The 17,354-nt window shown below is 70.3% G+C and carries 16 protein-coding genes; 14 read left to right on the top strand and 2 right to left on the bottom strand.

Translation table 11 applies throughout. The features are described from left to right. Positions 1–15 precede the first annotated feature (15 nt). Entirely contained in the window at positions 16–2,058 is a 2,043-nt protein-coding gene (locus HOV77_RS26945) for a hypothetical protein (protein ID WP_290866422.1), read from the bottom strand. A 114-nt stretch (positions 2,059–2,172) separates the two neighbouring features. Between HOV77_RS26945 and HOV77_RS26940 the strand changes: the two genes are divergently transcribed. The 14 genes from HOV77_RS26940 to HOV77_RS26875 all read left to right on the top strand — a co-directional run bounded on the left by HOV77_RS26940 (position 2,173) and on the right by HOV77_RS26875 (position 15,790). Beyond that, complete coding sequence (locus HOV77_RS26940; RefSeq protein ID WP_290866470.1) at positions 2,173–3,204, top strand: glycosyltransferase family 2 protein; 1,032 nt, start codon at positions 2,173–2,175, stop codon at positions 3,202–3,204. Positions 3,205–3,250: 46 nt separating this feature from the next. Then, positions 3,251–3,961, top strand: a complete 711-nt coding sequence (locus tag HOV77_RS26935; RefSeq protein ID WP_290866469.1) for a TIGR03936 family radical SAM-associated protein — start codon at positions 3,251–3,253, stop codon at positions 3,959–3,961. 98 nt (positions 3,962–4,059) lie between these two features. Continuing rightward, positions 4,060–6,711, top strand: coding sequence for an Rne/Rng family ribonuclease (locus tag HOV77_RS26930; protein ID WP_290866421.1), 2,652 nt, complete (start codon positions 4,060–4,062; stop codon positions 6,709–6,711). A gap of 83 nt (positions 6,712–6,794) precedes the next feature. Then, positions 6,795–7,331: a hypothetical protein gene (locus tag HOV77_RS26925; RefSeq protein WP_290866419.1), complete on the top strand. Its 537-nt coding sequence runs from the start codon at positions 6,795–6,797 to the stop codon at positions 7,329–7,331. 107 nt (positions 7,332–7,438) lie between these two features. Beyond that, a complete protein-coding gene (locus HOV77_RS26920; protein WP_290866417.1) occupies positions 7,439–7,942 on the top strand; it encodes a hypothetical protein in 504 nt (167 codons plus the stop codon). Between the two features lie 119 nt (positions 7,943–8,061). Beyond that, positions 8,062–8,568 (top strand): hypothetical protein, encoded by a 507-nt coding sequence (locus HOV77_RS26915; protein WP_290866415.1) that lies wholly within the window; start codon positions 8,062–8,064, stop codon positions 8,566–8,568. A gap of 265 nt (positions 8,569–8,833) precedes the next feature. After that, a complete protein-coding gene (gene rplU, locus HOV77_RS26910; RefSeq protein ID WP_253761083.1) occupies positions 8,834–9,148 on the top strand; it encodes a 50S ribosomal protein L21 in 315 nt (104 codons plus the stop codon). Between the two features lie 10 nt (positions 9,149–9,158). Beyond that, positions 9,159–9,416, top strand: coding sequence for a 50S ribosomal protein L27 (gene rpmA / locus HOV77_RS26905; RefSeq protein ID WP_290866412.1), 258 nt, complete (start codon positions 9,159–9,161; stop codon positions 9,414–9,416). Between the two features lie 81 nt (positions 9,417–9,497). Continuing rightward, a complete protein-coding gene (gene obgE / locus HOV77_RS26900) occupies positions 9,498–10,949 on the top strand; it encodes a GTPase ObgE (RefSeq protein ID WP_290866410.1) in 1,452 nt (483 codons plus the stop codon). A 91-nt stretch (positions 10,950–11,040) separates the two neighbouring features. Then, positions 11,041–11,475, top strand: a complete 435-nt coding sequence (locus HOV77_RS26895) for a GNAT family N-acetyltransferase (protein ID WP_290866408.1) — start codon at positions 11,041–11,043, stop codon at positions 11,473–11,475. 49 nt (positions 11,476–11,524) lie between these two features. Next, positions 11,525–13,984 (top strand): aminopeptidase N, encoded by a 2,460-nt coding sequence (pepN, locus tag HOV77_RS26890; protein WP_290866406.1) that lies wholly within the window; start codon positions 11,525–11,527, stop codon positions 13,982–13,984. Then, positions 13,981–14,568: a nicotinate-nucleotide adenylyltransferase gene (nadD, locus tag HOV77_RS26885; protein ID WP_290866404.1), complete on the top strand. Its 588-nt coding sequence runs from the start codon at positions 13,981–13,983 to the stop codon at positions 14,566–14,568. Before pepN ends, nadD begins: the two co-directional genes overlap by 4 nt. Before the next feature lie 215 nt (positions 14,569–14,783). Then, the gene (gene rsfS, locus HOV77_RS26880; protein WP_290866402.1) at positions 14,784–15,170 is read left to right on the top strand and encodes a ribosome silencing factor; all 387 of its coding nucleotides are present in this window, start codon (positions 14,784–14,786) and stop codon (positions 15,168–15,170) included. Further along, a complete protein-coding gene (locus HOV77_RS26875; protein ID WP_290866400.1) occupies positions 15,167–15,790 on the top strand; it encodes a histidine phosphatase family protein in 624 nt (207 codons plus the stop codon). Before rsfS ends, HOV77_RS26875 begins: the two co-directional genes overlap by 4 nt. A 49-nt stretch (positions 15,791–15,839) precedes the next feature. Here the strand turns inward: HOV77_RS26875 and HOV77_RS26870 are convergent, their stop codons facing one another. Then, on the bottom strand, positions 15,840–17,336 hold the full coding sequence (locus tag HOV77_RS26870) for a glycoside hydrolase family 3 N-terminal domain-containing protein (RefSeq protein ID WP_290866398.1): 1,497 nt from the start codon (positions 17,334–17,336) through the stop codon (positions 15,840–15,842). Positions 17,337–17,354 lie beyond the last annotated feature (18 nt).

Raw genomic sequence — 17,354 nt, 5'->3', positions numbered from 1 at the left:
CCGCTTCCGTCACGCTCACCGAAGTGGGAGCTCGTAAATCAGGCAGTCGCCGCTGCGATAGCGCAGCGTCGCCACCTGGTCGAGCGGCCGCGGCTTCAGCCGCCGATCGGCGAACAGCCACCGGACCCCGTACGCCGTGGCCAGGCGGTGCACGTCGGCGGCCGTCCCGGAGCTGAAGACGGCGTCGTTGTCGGCCAGCCGCTGCTGATTCCAGTAGGGCAGGCGGGTGAAGTTCGCCCCGGTCTCCTCGGCGATCCGGTACGCGGTCGGCGTGTACGCCCAGCCCTCGACGAGGACCCGGCGTTCGGCGTACGCCGACACCCAGAAGCTCCGGAAGTCGCAGACCCCACCGGGCAGCCGTACGCAGTGGACGTTGGTGGCGACGAGATCGTCGGCCGAGGAGTGCCGCCGCAGCCAGCGCCCGGCGTCGAGCGCACCCGCCGGCACCTGCCCTGGGCGTACCGGATAATTCTCGGCCTGCTGGAGCACGGCCCGAGCCGGATCGAGGTAGCGGTGGGGGACCGTGACGAAGGTGAGCGCCATGACCGCGGCCAGGACGAGGCCGGCGATCCGCCAGACCCGGGTCTGGAGCGCGAGTAGTCCGGCGACGCCGCAGACGGCGGCGATCGAGAGATAGGGACGCGCGGACTGGAGGAAGTACGCCTGGCTGCCGCCCGGTTGGGTGGTGAGCAGCATGGCGGCGATACCGGCCAGGCCGATGCCGACACAGAGCACGACCGGCGGATCGGCCCGGCGTTCCCGGGCGAACGCGAGTCCGGCGAGCCCGGCCCAGGCCGCCAGCCAGCCGACGGCGAGCGCGCCCAGCGTGGCCGGATCGAGCGAACCGGGCGGGACGAGACGCAGGCCGGTCGTGGAGCCGGCGAACAGCACGAGGGACGCGGTGACGAGTACGCCGACGGCGACGAGCCCGGCGACCAGCACCGGCCGCGTCACACGACGCAGCGTGACCGTCTGAACCGCCGCCACCAGCAGCAGTCCGCAGACCAGGAGGGGCACGAAAGTGGCCTTCGACCCCGCGACGGCGACCGTGAGCAAGACGACCAGGAACCAGTCGGCGCGGCGGTGCCGTCCGCGCAGGACATCGCTGAGGACGAGCATCAGCCCGGCGAAGATCATCGCTCCGAAGGTCTGCGTCGGGCTGTTCCAGAGGTTGAACAGAATGACTCCGGAACTGTCGCGTTGACCAGGCCGAACGGTGAACAGGGTGACGGCGAGCGCGCCGGCCCCGGCCCACCAGCGGCCGGCGAGCTTCCAGCCGAGGACGGCGACGGCGACGGCGAACGTCAGCAGCGCGGGCAGCACGCCGAGCCGATAGACGAGGGTCTGCGCCTCGACGCCGGTCAGATTGCCGGCGGACGCCGACGCCGCGTGGAAGAACCAGTGGTAGCGCAGATCCTCACCGGCGACGTACGGGGTGACCGGAGGCACGTGGTGCTTCAGCTCGCCGATCAGCGCGATCTGATAGGGCAGATCCAGGTACGGGGAGGAGTTGCCGGGAAAACTCAGCCCGACGGTCCGGTAGAACGTCGCTGCCGACCACAGCAGCAGAAAGATCAGTCCGGCCGCGACGGACCAACTCCAGCCCAGGGGAGCGGCCCGACCGGAACCGCGCCAGTGCCGGCGAAGCCGCGGAACGATCGCGAACACGACGGGTATGCCGATCGGGGCGGCGGCGAGCCAGCGGAGCCCGACCGCCACGGCGGCGATCTGCGTACCGATGACCAGGGCGTATCCGACGGCGAAGCCACCTGCGGCGTCCTCGGCCAGCAGCCCGGCTCGGCCGCGTACGGCACGCCAGACCAGTAGGCCCGGCACGGCGACTACCACGATCGTGTACGCCCCGAAGACCGCCGTCGTCCGCAGCGGAACGTCGTAGAGCCGTAGCAGCGCGACGGCCACGGCGGTCACGACGAGAACCGGAAGGTAGCCCGCATACGCTGCCCGGCCGGTGCTGCCGGAAGAGGTCAGCGCTGCCCCGTCCACGTCGGCGTCCCGCGTATGCACATCCATCCGTCCGCCATCCGCTGGCTGTCCCAATTGTTCCGATGGTACGGAATGAGAGAACGACTCGGCCTATGGTCGGCGGAAAGACGCAGGACCCGTCTGCTGTCCTGACATCGGGCGGAACCCGCATCTATAGTACGGAGCGTGATGAGGCCGGACGCGGTGTCACCACCGAGGCTCTCGGTGGTGATCCCGATGTACAACGAGGAAGAGGTGCTGCCTCTTCTCGTCCAGCGGCTCCGGCCGGTCCTGGACGGCTTGGGACAGACCTACGAGGTCGTCGCCGTCGACGACGGCAGTCGAGACGACACGGCCGCGATCATCCACCTGATGCGGGCCAAGTGGCCGCAGCTTCGGCTGATCAAGCTGCGGCGCAACGGCGGACACCAGGCGGCGCTGAGTGCCGGGCTCTTCCGGTCGCGCGGCGACTACGTCGTCAGCCTCGACGCCGACCTCCAGGATCCCCCGGAGACGATCGCCGAGATGCTCCGGGCCGCCGAAGAGGGTGAGCTGGACATCGTCTACGGCGTACGTGGCGATCGCAGCACCGACACCTCGTTCAAGCGGATCACCGCCGCTTGGTATTACCGGCTGATGCGCCGCATCGTCGGCAAGAAGATGCCCGACGGCGCCGGCGACTTCAGACTCCTCAGCCGAGCCATGGTCGAGGCGTTGCGGGGGCTGCCCGAACGGGCCCCGGTCTACCGGCTGCTGGTCCCGTGGCTCGGCTTCCCGAGTGGACAGGTCGCGTACACCCGGGAGAAGCGGGCCGCCGGGGTCAGCAAGTATCCGCTCTCGCGGATGATCAAGCTGACCGTCGACAGCATCGTGAGCTTCACCGCCGCACCGCTGCGCATCGCCACCTGGCTCGGCGCGGTCGGCGTACTGCTGGGGATCGCGCTGGTGGTCAAGACGCTCTGGGCGTACTTCGCCGGGGCGACCGTGCCCGGCTGGACGTCGATGTTCCTGGTGGTCATCTTCTTCGGCGCCTGTCAGCTGCTCTGCCTCGGCCTGCTCGGGGAGTACGTCGGCCGGATCTACGAAATGAGCCAGGGCCGGCCGGCGTACTACATCGGGTACGACTCCGAGAGCGACGAGGAGCCGGATGGCATGATCGACACCATTCCTGCGGCCGACCCCGGCCGCGTACGCGCGACGGCGGGAGAAGGGCGTGGCTAAGAGGCAGCCGGAAGGCGGGCAGGCCCCGGTCGTCCAGCGGGTGCGGATCCGGTACGCGAAACGGGGCCCCCTGCGGTTCACCAGCCACCGCGACTTCGCCCGGGCCATCGAGCGCGCGATTCACCGGGCGAACGTGCCCATCGCGTACTCGCAGGGGTTCACCCCGCATCCCAAGATCTCCTTCGCGTCGGCCGCCCCGACCGGAGTGGCCAGCGAAGCGGAGTACCTCGAGCTGGGGCTGCAGAGCCGGGTCGACCCGGCGGAACTGCGGACCGCGCTGGACTCGGCGTTGTCACCCGGGCTCGACGTGCTCGACGTCGTCGAGGCGACCGTCCCGGGAAGCCTGGCCGACCGGATCGAGGCGTCCCGGTGGCGTGTCGAGCTGCCGGAGGTGTCGGCGGCCGAGCTGGAGCGCGCCGTCGAGGCGTTCCGCGCCGCGCCGGAAGTCCTGGTGGAACGCCTCACCAAGCAGGGCCGGCGCAGCTTCGACTGCCGGGCGGCAGTGCTGAACATCACGGTGATCTCGCCACCTGACGGGGTCCCGGACGGCCCGTATGCGATACTCGACCTTGTCGTACGGCAGGTGACACCGACCGTGCGACCCGACGACGTCCTCTCCGGGCTGCGTGTCGTGGCGGATCTGGCTCAGCCGGTCCCGCCGCGGGCCACCCGGCTCGCTCAGGGGTCCCTGAACGCGGCGGGAGAGATCGTTGATCCGCTGGACGTGGATCGCGAGGCTTCGTCGGTCGAGCGCTAGACCCCGGAAAGGTCCGGCGCCCGACGGCAGACTTAGGAAGGGCGATCCCCCCGGGGAACGCCGTCCGAGTGACTATGAAGCAAGCCCTGCGTGGCAGCGTGCGTCGCGCCCGGGGCCTGCTAGAACTGGAGATCATCCGGATGCTCGACAACGAGCCCGCCGAGGCTGCGGACAACGATTCCGCGGCCGAGGCTGAGAACACCACGCCACCGGCGCTTGGGGACAATGCCGCGGTGGATGACGTCCCGGTCGAGGAGGCCCCGGCGCGCCGCCGGAGCACCCGCCGCCGGGGGACCGCTGAGGACGACGCTTCGGGCGAAACCGGACGAGTGACGCGTACGCGTCGACGGTCGGCCTCCCCCGAGCCCGAGCCGATTCCGCTCGTCGAGGACTCCGAGCCCGGCGAGGAGGAGCTGGCCGAGGTCGCCGCCGAGACGCTGCCCGAAGCCGAGGCCGAACCCGAGGCGGAGGACACAGACGCCGAAGAGGTGGTCGAGGAACCGGCGGAGGAGCCCGAGCCGGCCCCCGAGGAGCCGCGCGGTCGCCGCCGTCCCGCCGCCACGGTGTTGTTCATGGCACCCGAGCCGGTGGCACCCCCGGCCCGCCCGGTGCGGGGGGAACGGGACGCCTGGGACCGCGACAGCCGCGCTGAGGGTCGGGCCGAGAGCCGGCCGGAGCGCGAGGAATCGCCGGAGACCGAGCCCGAGCAGGCACCGGCCGAGTCGAGCCGCCGTCGCCGCCGGAAGAAGGGCGCCGCCGAACCCGTCGAGGTCGCGGAGGCCGTCGAGACCGACGCCGAGGCTGAGGACGACGAGCACACCGCCGAGGCCGAGGGCGACGCCGACAGTGAGCACCGCCGCCGTCGGCGGGGACGCCGGGGCCGTGGCCGGGGCAAGGGCACTGCGGAGGACTCCGCCGACGAGGCGGAGACCGCCGAGGAGCCGGAGGCCGAAGAGGAAGAGGGCGAGGAGGACGAGGCCGGCGAGCCGCTGACCCGTCGCCGTCGCCGTCGCCGCCGCAAGGGCGCCAGCGGCTCGGACGCCGAGGAGATCGACGAGGACGGTGTACCGACCATCGTCAAGATCCGCGACGGCCGGAAGCCTTCCGACGAGGTTCAAGGCGTCACCGGATCGACCCGGCTGGAGGCGAAGCGCCAGCGTCGCCGGGACGGTCGTGAGCAGCGTCGCACCCGGCCCCCGATCCTGTCCGAGGCCGAGTTCCTGGCTCGCCGCGAGGCGGTCGACCGGGTCATGGTCGTACGCCAGAAGGGTGACCGTACGCAGATCGGCGTCCTCGAGGACGGCGTTCTCGTCGAGCACTACGTCACCCGGGCCAGTGCCGCGACCATGGTCGGCAACGTCTACCTGGGCCGAGTTCAGAACGTGCTGCCGAGCATGGAGGCCGCCTTCGTCGACCTCGGCCGGGGCCGTAACGCCGTCCTCTACGCGGGCGAGGTCAACTGGGACGCCGCCGGGCTGGAAGGCCGGTCGCGGTCGATCGAGCAGGCGCTGAAGAGCGGTGACTCCGTCCTCGTCCAGGTCACCAAGGACCCGATCGGGCACAAGGGCGCCCGGTTGTCGAGCCACATCGCGCTGTCCGGCCGTCACCTGGTGTACGTGCCGCACGGCACCGCCTCCGGGATCAGCCGCAAGCTGTCCGACGTCGAGCGCCGGCGGTTGCGGGACATCCTGAAGAAGCTCGTCCCCGAGGGTGCCGGCGTCATCGTGCGTACGGCGGCGGAGGGCGCTTCGGAGGAGGAGCTGTCCCGCGACGTCGCCCGGTTGCAGGCGCAGTGGGAGGAGATCCAGGCGAAGGCCGGCACCGGCGGCGCTCCGGCGCTGCTCTACTCCGAGCCCGACCTGCTCGTACGCGTCGTCCGGGACCTGTTCAACGAGGACTTCAAGGAACTCGTGATCGCCGGTTCCGACGCGTACGACACGGTGGAGGGGTACCTCAAGCACGTGTCGCCCGACCTCGTCGAGCGGGTGCACCGCTACACCGGGACGGTGGACGTCTTCGCCGCGTACCGGGTGGACGAGCAGCTGCTCAAGGGGCTGGACCGCAAGGTCTTCCTGCCCTCCGGCGGGCACCTGGTGATCGACCGGACCGAAGCGATGACGGTCATCGACGTCAACACCGGGAAGTACACCGGCGCGGGCGGCAATCTCGAGGAGACCGTCACCCGGAACAACCTCGAGGCGGCCGAGGAGATCGTGCGCCAGCTGCGGTTGCGCGACATCGGCGGCATCGTGGTCATCGACTTCATCGACATGGTGCTGGAGAGCAACCGCGAGCTGGTGCTCCGGCGGCTGACCGAGTGCCTCGGCCGCGACCGGACCAAGCACCAGGTCACCGAGGTGACCTCGCTCGGCCTCGTGCAGATGACTCGTAAGCGGATCGGCGCGGGCCTCTTGGAGGCCTTCAGCGAGACCTGCGAACACTGCAAGGGCCGGGGCGTGGTCATCCACACCGAGCCGATCGCCGAACGCGGCAGCGGCCGGGGCGACAAGGGCCATGACAAGGCGGCGGGCGAGAAGGTCAAGGAGGTCGCCGCCTCGGTCCACCGGGACACGGTGGCTGATGACGAGGAGGGCCCGGCCGAGCCGGACGATCCGTTCGCTGCCGAGGCCGAGGTCGTCGAGGACACCGAGGAGCTGAACGGCGACGACGCCGACGGCCACGAGTCCGACGAGCGAGGCGGGCGACGCCGGGGCCGGCGCGGCGGCGCGCGACGGCGTACGCGCCCCTGACGAGGATCCGACGGAAAGCGGTTGATCGACAACGATCAACCGCTTTCGGGTTTGCCGACAGTGCCGCCGGGTAACGAATCCTCATGCGACACACCCCTTCCCGTACGCGAATGATCATGCTGTTCGCCGGGGTTCTCGCGGCCGTCACCGCCTGCTCCGGCACCGGTACGCCGTCGGCCTCCGGCAGCGCCACCGCGAGCACCTCGAGCGCCCCCAGCGCCTCAGTGGCGGCGACCCCGACCGATCTCGCCGGGAACACCCGGGCCGTCTGCGAGCGCATCCGGTCGATCGCCGCCGACGGAGCCGCCCAGTTCAGCCGCAAACTGGCTGACGCCGTGGCCGCGGCACAGAACGGCGGTGCGGCCGCCGACTCGGCCGTCAAAGAGGTGAAGGACCTGCTCAGCCGGTGGTCGGCCGATCTGCGGAGCCAGGCGTCCGGCGCGCTCGACCCGCAGTTGAAGGCGGCGCTGACCACCGAGGCCGACGCGTTCGACCGGGCGGCCGCCCGGATCACCGAGCCGAAGGACCTCCAGACCGCCGGCTCCCTGCTGACCAGCTCCGAGGTGACCCAGGCCGGGCAGAGTATCCAGCAGGCATGCGGTACGTACTGGACTAGCTGAGTCTGCCGGTTTGAAGCAGTTTGGACAGATCGCTTAGAGTGCGGCGCAGTGCCGCCTCCCGGGGAGGGGGCGGCGCTCGTCATCCCTCACGAGATTGAGAATGTGACATGCGACGTGTACTCGTGCTGGCCGCCCTCACCGGCGCCCTGCTCGCGTCGGCCGCCTGCGGCGACTCCGACGACCCGAACACCGCGACCAGCCCGACCGCGGCCCCGGCCACCTCGGCCAGCGTCGACGTGAAGGCGAACACCACTGCCGCCTGCACGGCGGTCGACACCCTGTACGGCAACCTGCACACCACCGCCCAGCCGGAGCTGGCCAAGGCGATCATGGCGATCACCTCCGGGGACAGCGCGGCGGCGCTGAAGGCGTGGAACACCGCCAAGCCGCTGCTCGCGGCGGCTGCCGCGACGATCAAGGCGGAGGCCGACAAGGCCGCCGACCCGGCGGTCAAGCAGGCTCTGGCCGACTTGGGGGCGAAGTACGAGAAGGTGGCGAGCGTCACGTCGCCGTCGCAGATCGAGGCGGTATCCGGTGACCTGGAGACCGCGTCGGACAACGTCAAGAAGATCTGCACCGACGCCGGCGTCACCCTGAAGAATTTCGAATAGGCGACGATTACGGGCCAAAACGCGACGCGCTGCGGCGGTCCGTTACAGTCACGATGCCACCGGGACGAGTTGCCGGTGGCATCGTCGATTTCCACCCCCTCGAAGAATGCGATTCGACAATGCGACGTGCATTTGCCGTGGCCGCGCTCGGCGCGGCCCTGCTGACCGCGGCGGCTTGCGGTACCTCGAACGACACCAACACCTCGTCCAGCCCGACGGCCGCGGCGACCAGCGCGAAGCCGGACTACACGGCGAACTCCAAGGCCACGTGCACGGAGCTGAAGACCAAGCTGGAGACCGAGCCCGACAGCGCGGTGATCCAGAAGGCCGTCGCCGACGCGATCAAGGGCAAGAAGACCCAGGCGGAGATCACCGCCGCCACCCTCACCGCGGTGAAGAAGGTCCTCGCCGACTGGGTGGCGCCGATCAAGGACACCGCCGCCAAGGCGGAGGACCCGGAGCTGAAGGCCGCGATCCTGGCCACCGAGTCGGACATCCAGACCGCCATCAGCACCCTCACGAGCCTGGAGGACGTCGAGAAGGGCCTCGGCGCGATCGACCAGCTCGAGGGCTCGAAGAAGGTCACCACCATCTGCAAGGCGGCCGGGGTCGACCTCGACGCCTGACGGCGTATGGCCGGAGTCACCGCGGGTGACTCCGGCCACCGCCCGGGTGGCTCCGGCCTCCCCGGTTTGGGGTCGGGGCGGCTCATGGCGTAATCTTTCCTGCGGTGCCCACTCGGGTGCCGGGTGCTGGCGTGCGCACCAGTCGCGGGCTTGCTGTCACCTGAAGCAAGCCGGCGGCGGCAGCCGCCGCAGGCACACCCATCCGCCAGACAGCGCCGGCCGTTCGCGATCGGCGTAGATCACTACGCAAGGGAGTCCGCGTCCCATGTACGCGATCGTCAAGACCGGCGGCAAGCAGTACAAGGTCGCCGAGGGCGACGTGATCGAGGTCGAGAAGCTGGCCGGCCAGCCCGGTGACGAGGTTGCCCTCAAGGCTGTTCTCGTCGTCGACGGCGCCGACCTCGTGACCGACGCGGCCAAGCTTGCCAAGGTTTCGGTCTCCGGTGAGGTCGTGGCCCACACCAAGGGCCCGAAGATCCGGATCCACAAGTTCAAGAACAAGACCGGCTACCACAAGCGCCAGGGTCACCGCCAGCCGCTGACCCAGGTGAAGGTGACCGGCATCTCCACCGGGAAGTAGGCGTTCCGAAATGGCACACAAAAAGGGTGCGTCCAGCTCCCGTAACGGTCGCGACTCCAACTCGCAGCGCCTCGGCGTGAAGCGGTTCGGCGGTCAGGTCGTCAGCGCCGGCGAGATCCTCATCCGCCAGCGCGGCACCAAGTTCCACCCGGGCGACCTGGTCGGCCGCGGTGGCGACGACACGCTCTTCGCGCTCGCCGACGGCTCGGTGCTGTTCGGCACCAAGCGCGGCCGCAAGACCGTGTCGATCGTGCCGGCCGAGGCCTGAGGCTTCGCCGCACACGAAAGCTAGGAGCGGGTGGGGCGCGAGATGCGCTCCACCCGCTCACTGTTTTGAGAGGATTGAACCGTGGCAACCTTTGTCGACCGAGTGGTGCTGCACCTGCAGGCCGGGGACGGTGGGCACGGCTGCGTGTCGATCCTCCGGGAGAAGTTCAAGCCGTTCGGCGGGCCCGACGGCGGTAACGGCGGGCACGGCGGAAGCGTCTACCTGACGGTCGACCCGGGCGCGCACACGCTGCTGGACTTCCACTTCAAGCCGCGGATCAAGGCGCAGAACGGCAAGGGCGGAGCCGGTGGCAACCGCGACGGCGCGAACGGCGAGGATCTTGTGCTCAAGGTCCCCAACGGCACCGTGGTGCTCAGCCCGTCCGGTGAGGTGCTGGCCGACCTCGTCGGCGTCGGAACCACGTTCGAGCTGGCCCGGGGCGGTCGCGGTGGTCGCGGCAACGCCGCTCTCGCGAACTCCCGGCGTAAGGCGCCCGGCTTCGCCGAACTCGGCGAGCCCGGTGACCGGCTCGACGCCGTACTGGAGTTGAAGAGCGTCGCCGACGTCGGCTTGGTGGGTTTCCCCAGCGCCGGGAAGTCCTCGCTCATCTCGGTCATCTCGGCGGCCAAGCCGAAGATCGCCGACTACCCGTTCACGACGCTGGTGCCGAACCTCGGAGTCGTGCAGGCGGGCGAGCACACCTTCACCGTGGCCGACGTGCCGGGCCTCATCCCCGGCGCGGCCACCGGCAAGGGGCTCGGCCTGGAGTTCCTCCGGCACATCGAGCGTACGTCGGTGCTGGTGCACGTCGTGGACACCGCCACGCTGGAGCCGGGCCGGGACCCGCTCGCGGACATCGACGCGATCGAGGCCGAGCTTTCGGCGTACGGCGGGCTGGAGGACCGGCCGCGACTGGTCGCGCTGAACAAGATCGACGTTCCGGACGGGCGGGACCTGGCCGAGATCGTCCGGCCCGATCTGGAGGAGCGGGGCTTCCGCGTCTTCGAGATCAGCACCGCCACCCGCGAAGGGCTCAAGGAGCTCAGCTACGCGATGGCCGAGCTGGTCGAGGAGTCCCGGGCGGCCAAGCCGGTGCTGGAGCCGACCCGCATCGTCATCCGGCCCAAGGCGGTCGACGACGACGGGTTCACCATCGAGCAGGACGGCGAGGGCGTCTACGTCGTCCGCGGGGTCAAGCCCGAGCGCTGGGTCCGCCAGACCAACTTCGACAATGACGAGGCCATCGGCTATCTGGCCGATCGGCTCGCCAAGCTGGGCGTCGAAGACGCGCTGGCCAAGGCGGGCGCCGAGCCCGGTGCGCCGGTTCGCATCGGCGAGCGGGAGTTCGACTGGCAGCCCACGGTCTACGCCGGCAAGGCGTACGTGCCGGGCAACCGGGGCACCGACATCCGGATCGACGAGGCACTGTCGACTCCGCGTACGTCGGCTTCCGAGCGGCTCGCCGCGCGCAAGGCCCGTCGGGTCCACCAGGACGTCGAAGGCGAATGGTCCGCGGCGGACATCGACGAGTAACGGCGGTGTGACGAGGGAGTGATCACTCTCACGAACCGTTCGTGAGGAGCCGGAAACAGCTCGGAAACGTGCCCTGGCTAGCGTCTCGCGAGTGTTGATCCAGAACCGCGAAGTCACGCACCCAGACGTCACGCTTCTCGTCGTCGCGGCGGAGAAGGAGTTGCTCTCGCGGTATCCGGATGAGCGCATCACCCCGGTCGACCCGCTCGCCCGCTTCGTGGTCGCGTACCAGATGGGAGAGCCGGTGGGGTGCGGCGCCGTGGCGACAGTCGCGCCGGGCGTCGCGGAATTGACCCGCTTGTGGGTGCGGCCCGCGAGTCGTCGCGCGGGCGTGGGGCGACGGCTGCTGGCGGGGCTCGAGCGCCGCGCGAAGGCCGACGGTCACGACACGATCATTCTGGAGACAGGGGTACGCCAACCGGAGGCGATCGCGCTCTACGAAGCGTCCGGCTACCACCGGATTCCGCCGTTCGGTGAGTACGTGGGCAACCCGCTGTCGGTGTGCTTCGAGAAGAAGCAGGCCTGAAGATCACCCCGTGCTCCCCGCGAATCGCGCGGGCGGGCATGATGGGGGCATGGCCAGCCTGACCTACGACGAGGCGAAGGCGCGCGTCGGCGTCGTTCGCGACCTGAGCTACGAGCTCGACTTCGACCTGACTGGCACCGAGTCCTTCCGGACGACCACCGTCGTCCGCTTCGGTGTGGACGAGCCGGGCGTCGAGACCTTCCTCGAGCTGCGGCCGACCAGGCTCATCAGCGCGACGCTCAACGGCGAACCGATCGACGGGTACGCCGACGGCCGCCTGCCGCTGACCGGGCTGGCCGCCCAGAACGAGGTGACCGTCCTCGCGGAGTACGCCTATTCGCACGTCGGCGAGGGCCTGCACCGGTTCGTCGACCCGGCCGATGGCGCGGCGTACGTGTACGCGCAGCCGTCGATCGCCGAAGCGCCGCAGTTCATGGCCTGTTTCGACCAGCCGGATCTGAAGGCCCCCGTGACGATCCGGGTGACCGCCGATCCGGCGTGGGTCGTACGGTCGAACGCCACCGGCGTGCAGAGCGAACCGGGACGGTGGGAGTTCGAGCCGACCAAGCCGGTCGCGACCTACCTGATCACCATCATCGCCGGCCCGTACGCCGAAGTCCGCGACGAGCACGACGGCTTCCCGCTCGCCCTGTACGCCCGCAAGTCGTACGCCGAGGCGCTGGCGGAGAACGCGACCGAGCTGTTCGAGCTGACCAAGCAGTGCCTGGACCGCTATCACGAGCTGTTCGGCATCCGGATGCCGTTCGGCAAGTACGAGCAGGCCTTCGTCCCCGAGTTCACCTGGGGCGCGATGGAGTTCCCGGGGCTGGTCGTCTTCCGCGACGAGTACATCTACCGAGGTCCGGTCACCGACACCGAGCGCGCCCGGCGGGCCTCGATCGTGGCCCACGAGATGGCCCACATGTGGTTCGGCGACCTGGTGACGATGCGCTGGTGGGACGACACCTGGCTGAACGAGTCGTTCGCGACCTACATGGGCTACCGCGTCGCCGCCGAGGCCACCCGCTACACCGACTCCTGGGCCGATTTCGCCAGCGAGCGAAAGATCTGGGGCTATGGTGCCGACCAGCGGCCGTCCACGCACCCCGTCGCCCCGGTGTTCGTCGCCGACACCGAGTCCGCGTTCGCGAACTTCGACGGCATCTCGTACGCCAAGGGCTGCGCCGCGCTCCGCCAACTGGTGGCGTGGCTGGGCGACGACGCCTTCTTCACCGGGCTGCGGGCGCACTTCGACAAGCACGCCTGGGGCAACGCCACCCTGGACGACCTGCTGGCGTCGCTGTCGGCGGCGTCCGGGCGCGACCTGTCCGGGTGGGCCGACAAGTGGCTGCGGTCGCCGCAGGTCAACACCCTTCGCCCGGTCGTCTCCGAAGGCTCCTTCGCGGTGGCGCAGACCGCGCCGGAGGCGTACCCGACGGTGCGGCCGCATCGCATCGGCATCAGCTGGACGTCGCCTTCCTCCGGCCTGCGGGAGCGGCTGGAGACCGATGTGGACGGCCCGCTGACCGAGATCCCCGCCCTGCGCGGGGTGGCGATGGAAGACGTGCTGCTCAACGACCGGGACCTGACCTTCGCCAAGGTGCGGTTCACCCCGGACACCGACCTCGCCCGGCTGCTCACCCGGCTGGACTCGCCGCTCGACCGGGCGGTCGTCTGGGGCGCGGTCTGGGACGCCGTCCGCGACGGCGAGATCCCCGCGATGACCTTCGTCGACCTTGTGCGTACGTCGTTGGCGGGGGAGACGCACGTCGGCGTGGTGGAGCACATGCTGGGCTTCGCCCGGGGCATCGCCGTCAATCGCTTCCTCCCCGTCGCCGCGCAAGCGGCCGGGCACGAGGCCGTGAACGACGCCTGCGAGGCGATCCTGGCGCAGGCGGCACCCGGTGGCAGCCTCCAACTGGCCGCCTTCCGTACGCTGATCAGCGGCATCCCCACGGCGGAACCGATTCGCGCCTGGCTCGCCGGGCAGGACCTGCCCGAGGGCCTGATCGTCGACGACGAGGTGCGCTGGACGCTGCTGCTCCGGCTGGCCGTGCTCGGCGACCTCGGCGAGGCGGAGCTGGACGCCGAACAGGCCCGCGACGGGAGCGCCCGGGGCGCGGTCGAAGCGGCCCGCTGCCGCGCCGCCCGGCCCGACGCGGCGGCCAAGGCGGCCGCGTTCGAGCAGCTCGTCCGCGACCGTGAACTGTCCAACCGCATGCTGGAGGCGATCGGCCAGGGATTCTGGCGGGCCGAGCACGCCGAGCTGACCGACGCGTACGTCGAGCGCTATTTCGCCGAGCTGCCCGCGTCGCAGGAATGGCGCTCCGGCTATCTGCTGGCACATCTCGGCACGGCCGGCTATCCGGTGACGGCGGCGTACGCCTCCACTGTGGAGGCCGCCGAGCGGATGCTCGCCCAGCCGGGCCTGAACACGCAGTTCGCCCGGGCGATCGCGGACTCCACCGACGACCTGCGCCGGGCGGTACGCCAGCGGAACCTGCCGTGAGCCGTCGCCGCATCGGGATCATGGGCGGGACGTTCGACCCGATCCACAACGGCCACCTCGTCGCCGCGAGCGAGGTGGCCGACCGGTTCGACCTCGACGAGGTCGTCTTCGTGCCGACCGGGCGGCCCTGGCAGAAGCCGGACAGCAAGGTCACCCCGGCCGAGCACCGGTATCTCATGACGGTGATCGCGACCGCGTCCAATCCGCAGTTCACGGTGAGCCGGGTCGACCTCGACCGGGATGGCCCGACCTACACCGTCGACACGCTGCGGGAACTCCGCGAGTTGTACGGCGCGGAAGCCGAGCTGTTCTTCATCACCGGGGCGGACGCGCTGGCGAAGATCCTCTCGTGGAAGGACGCCGACCAGCTATTCGACCTTGCCCACTTCGTCGGCGTGACCCGGCCGGGGTTCACCCTCAGCGGCTCCCACCTCCCCTCGGCGGCGGTGACCCTGGTGCAGGTCCCCGCGCTGGCGATCTCCTCGAGCGACTGCCGTACGCGTGTCGCCGCCGGGCAGCCGGTCTGGTACCTCGTCCCGGACGGGGTCGTGCAATACATCGCAAAACACCACTTATACCGCTAAACCTCGTACGCGCTGGGCGCTGGATCAGGGTTCCGGGTCGAATCTTGGACCAAGATTCGACCCGGAACCCTGATCCAGCGCCGAAGAAGCCCGGCAGCGCACGCGGGCGCCGGTGTGAAAGCGGGAGGGCGACAAGCGTCATATCTCCCGGGTGCGAAGGCCCCCACCTGTGAGATCCTGGAAAGCAGGGAAACGTCCCCGACGGAAGGAACCAGGTGCCAGCATCCGAGCGTGCTGTCCAGATGGCGTTGACCGCGGCCCAGGCCGCGGCGGACAAGAAGGCCGAAGACATCGTCCTGCTCGACGTGGCCGATCAGCTGATCATCACCGACGCCTTCGTTCTCGCCTCCGCGCCGAACGAACGGCAGGTGCTCGCCATCGTCGACGCGATCGAGGAGAAGCTGCTGGAGCTGCCGGAGAAGGCCAAGCCGGTCCGGCGGGAAGGCGAGCGGTCGGGCCGTTGGGTGCTGCTCGACTACGTCGACATCGTGGTGCACATCCAGCATTCGGAGGAGCGCGAGTTCTACGCGCTCGACCGACTGTGGAAGGACTGCCCGCGGATTGACTTCGTCGACCGGGACCTGGCCGACACCGCCTCATGACCAGCGCGGAAGGCTTGATCGCCGGCACCCGGGTCATCCTGTGGCGGCACGGCAACACCGACTGGAACGCCGAGCACCGGGTGCAGGGCCAGACCGATGTGCCCCTCAACGATCTCGGCCGGGAGCAGGCCGCTCAGGCGGCGGCTCGACTCGTCTCGCTGAAACCCGACCTCCTCGTCAGCAGCGACTTGCAGCGCGCTGCGCGTACGGCGGACGCGTTGGCCGAGCTGACCGGGTTGCGTCCCGAACGCGACGCCCGGCTGCGCGAGCGCTACTTCGGCGCGTGGGAGACCTTCACGACGCCGGAGATCAAGGAGCGCTTCCCGGAGTCGCGGGTCCGCTGGGAGTCCGGCGACCCGGATCCCGGCGACGGCATCGAACCCCTGCCCGACCTGGCCAAACGGGTCGGCGAGGTGATCCGGGAGACGGCTGAGCGCATACCGGGTGGGCTGTCGGTGCTGGCCACGCACGGTGGTTCGATCAAGTACGGCGTCGCCGCGTTCCTCGGCCTGCCCGACGACTTCCTGCCGACCCTCGGTTCGATCGGCAACTGTCACTGGGTGGAGCTGCGGGTCGAGGCCAAGAGCCGGTGGCGGCTTCACGCGTACAACGTGAATTGAGACAGGGTGATCGGACTCCCCCCGTGAGAGTCCGATCACCCTGGTCTTCTTACGCGAGTCGCAGCGCCGCCGCGGCCGCGTGGCCGTTGGCCCGGCTGGCCCCGAAGGTGTTCATGAACGCCCGCGCGCCCGCCGGTCGCCACTCGGCCGGCCAGCCCATCTCCACGACCACCGTGGGATGCGCCGCCGCGAGCGCCTCGGTGAGGCGGCGGGCCGGTTCGGTCCGGTGGATGTGCCGGCCCACGATCACGATCGGCCGATCGCCCGCCTTGGCGGCCAGCTCGCCCGCCGACGTCCCGGCCGGGTCCGTGGTGAGCTGTTCGGCTCCGGCGAGATGCGCGGCCAGGCCCCACGGCACCGGGCCCTCGGCGATGCCGTAACCCGTGACGAGCTGCACGACCAGCGGGTTCTCGACGCCGTCCAGCGAACCCTCGACGCGGATCGCTCGGGCGGCGGCCGCGTACCCCAGGTCGGGCTCGATCTCGGTCGGGAAAGCGCCCTGCGTCCAGGCCGCCAGCTGCGCGTTGCGCTCGGCCGCCTCGGTCAGCCGGGCCACCGGCAGTTCGCCGCGCTCGACCGCTGCGGCGATCTCGGCGACGACCCGCTCGACCAGCGCCAGGTCCACGTCCGCGCCGATGCACAGCAGGTCGCTGCCCGCGTTCAGGGACAGCACCGCCGCCCGCTCGATGCCGCCCGCCGCCTGCGCGGCTCCGGCCATCTCCAGCGCGTCGGTCACGATCACGCCCGTGAAGCCGAACTCGGTGCGCAGCAGGTCGTGCAACACGCGCCGGCTGAAGGTCGCGGGCAGATCGCCAGTCAGCACTGGTACGCGAATGTGCGCGGTCATGATCGACTTGACCCCGGCGGCGACCGCGGTCGCGAACGGGGGCAGTTCCCGATCCCGGAGCACCTGCTCGCTGACGTCGATGGTCGGCAACCCGAGGTGCGAGTCGCTGACCGTCGCGCCGTGCCCGGGGAAGTGCTTGGCGCAGGCGGCGACGCCGGTCGACTGCAGACCGACTACGGCGGCAGCCGTGTGCGCGGCGACCTGCGTCGTCGACGCCCCGAACGAACGGGTGCCGATGACCGGGTTGTCGGTGGCGACGTTGACGTCGACGGTCGGCGCGAGGTTGAGGTTCACCCCGGCCGCCCGCAGATCCTGGCCGATGGCCTGATAGATCCGGCTGGTGAGGCCGAAGTCGCCGATGAAGCCGAGGGCGGCGTTGCCCGGGTATGGGCTGCCGATGCGGTGGTAGAGGCGGGTGACGTCGCCACCCTCCTCGTCGAGGCTGATGAGAACGTCGGGGCGGGCCGCGCGGAGCTGCGCGGTGAGGCCGGCGAGCTGTTCGGGGGATTCGATGTTGTACCCGAACAGGCAGAATCCGGCCAGACCTTCGGATACCAGGTCGACGGCCCATCCGGGGGCGCTGAGGGCTTCGGCGTCCAGCCGTCCGGCGCCGATGCCCACGCCCGATTCGGTCCGTCCACCGAAGGAGGGGAGCAGGGTCTGCAGGATGAGGCGCCGCAGCCCAGGGTCGATCGTCATCTTCTGTCCCACTGTTCG

The sequence above is a fragment of the Hamadaea sp. genome (genome assembly GCF_013362815.1).
Classification (GTDB): Bacteria; Actinomycetota; Actinomycetes; order Mycobacteriales; family Micromonosporaceae; genus Hamadaea.
The sequence above is the reverse complement of the archived record's forward strand: the minus strand, read 5'-3'. Positions and strand labels throughout refer to the sequence as shown.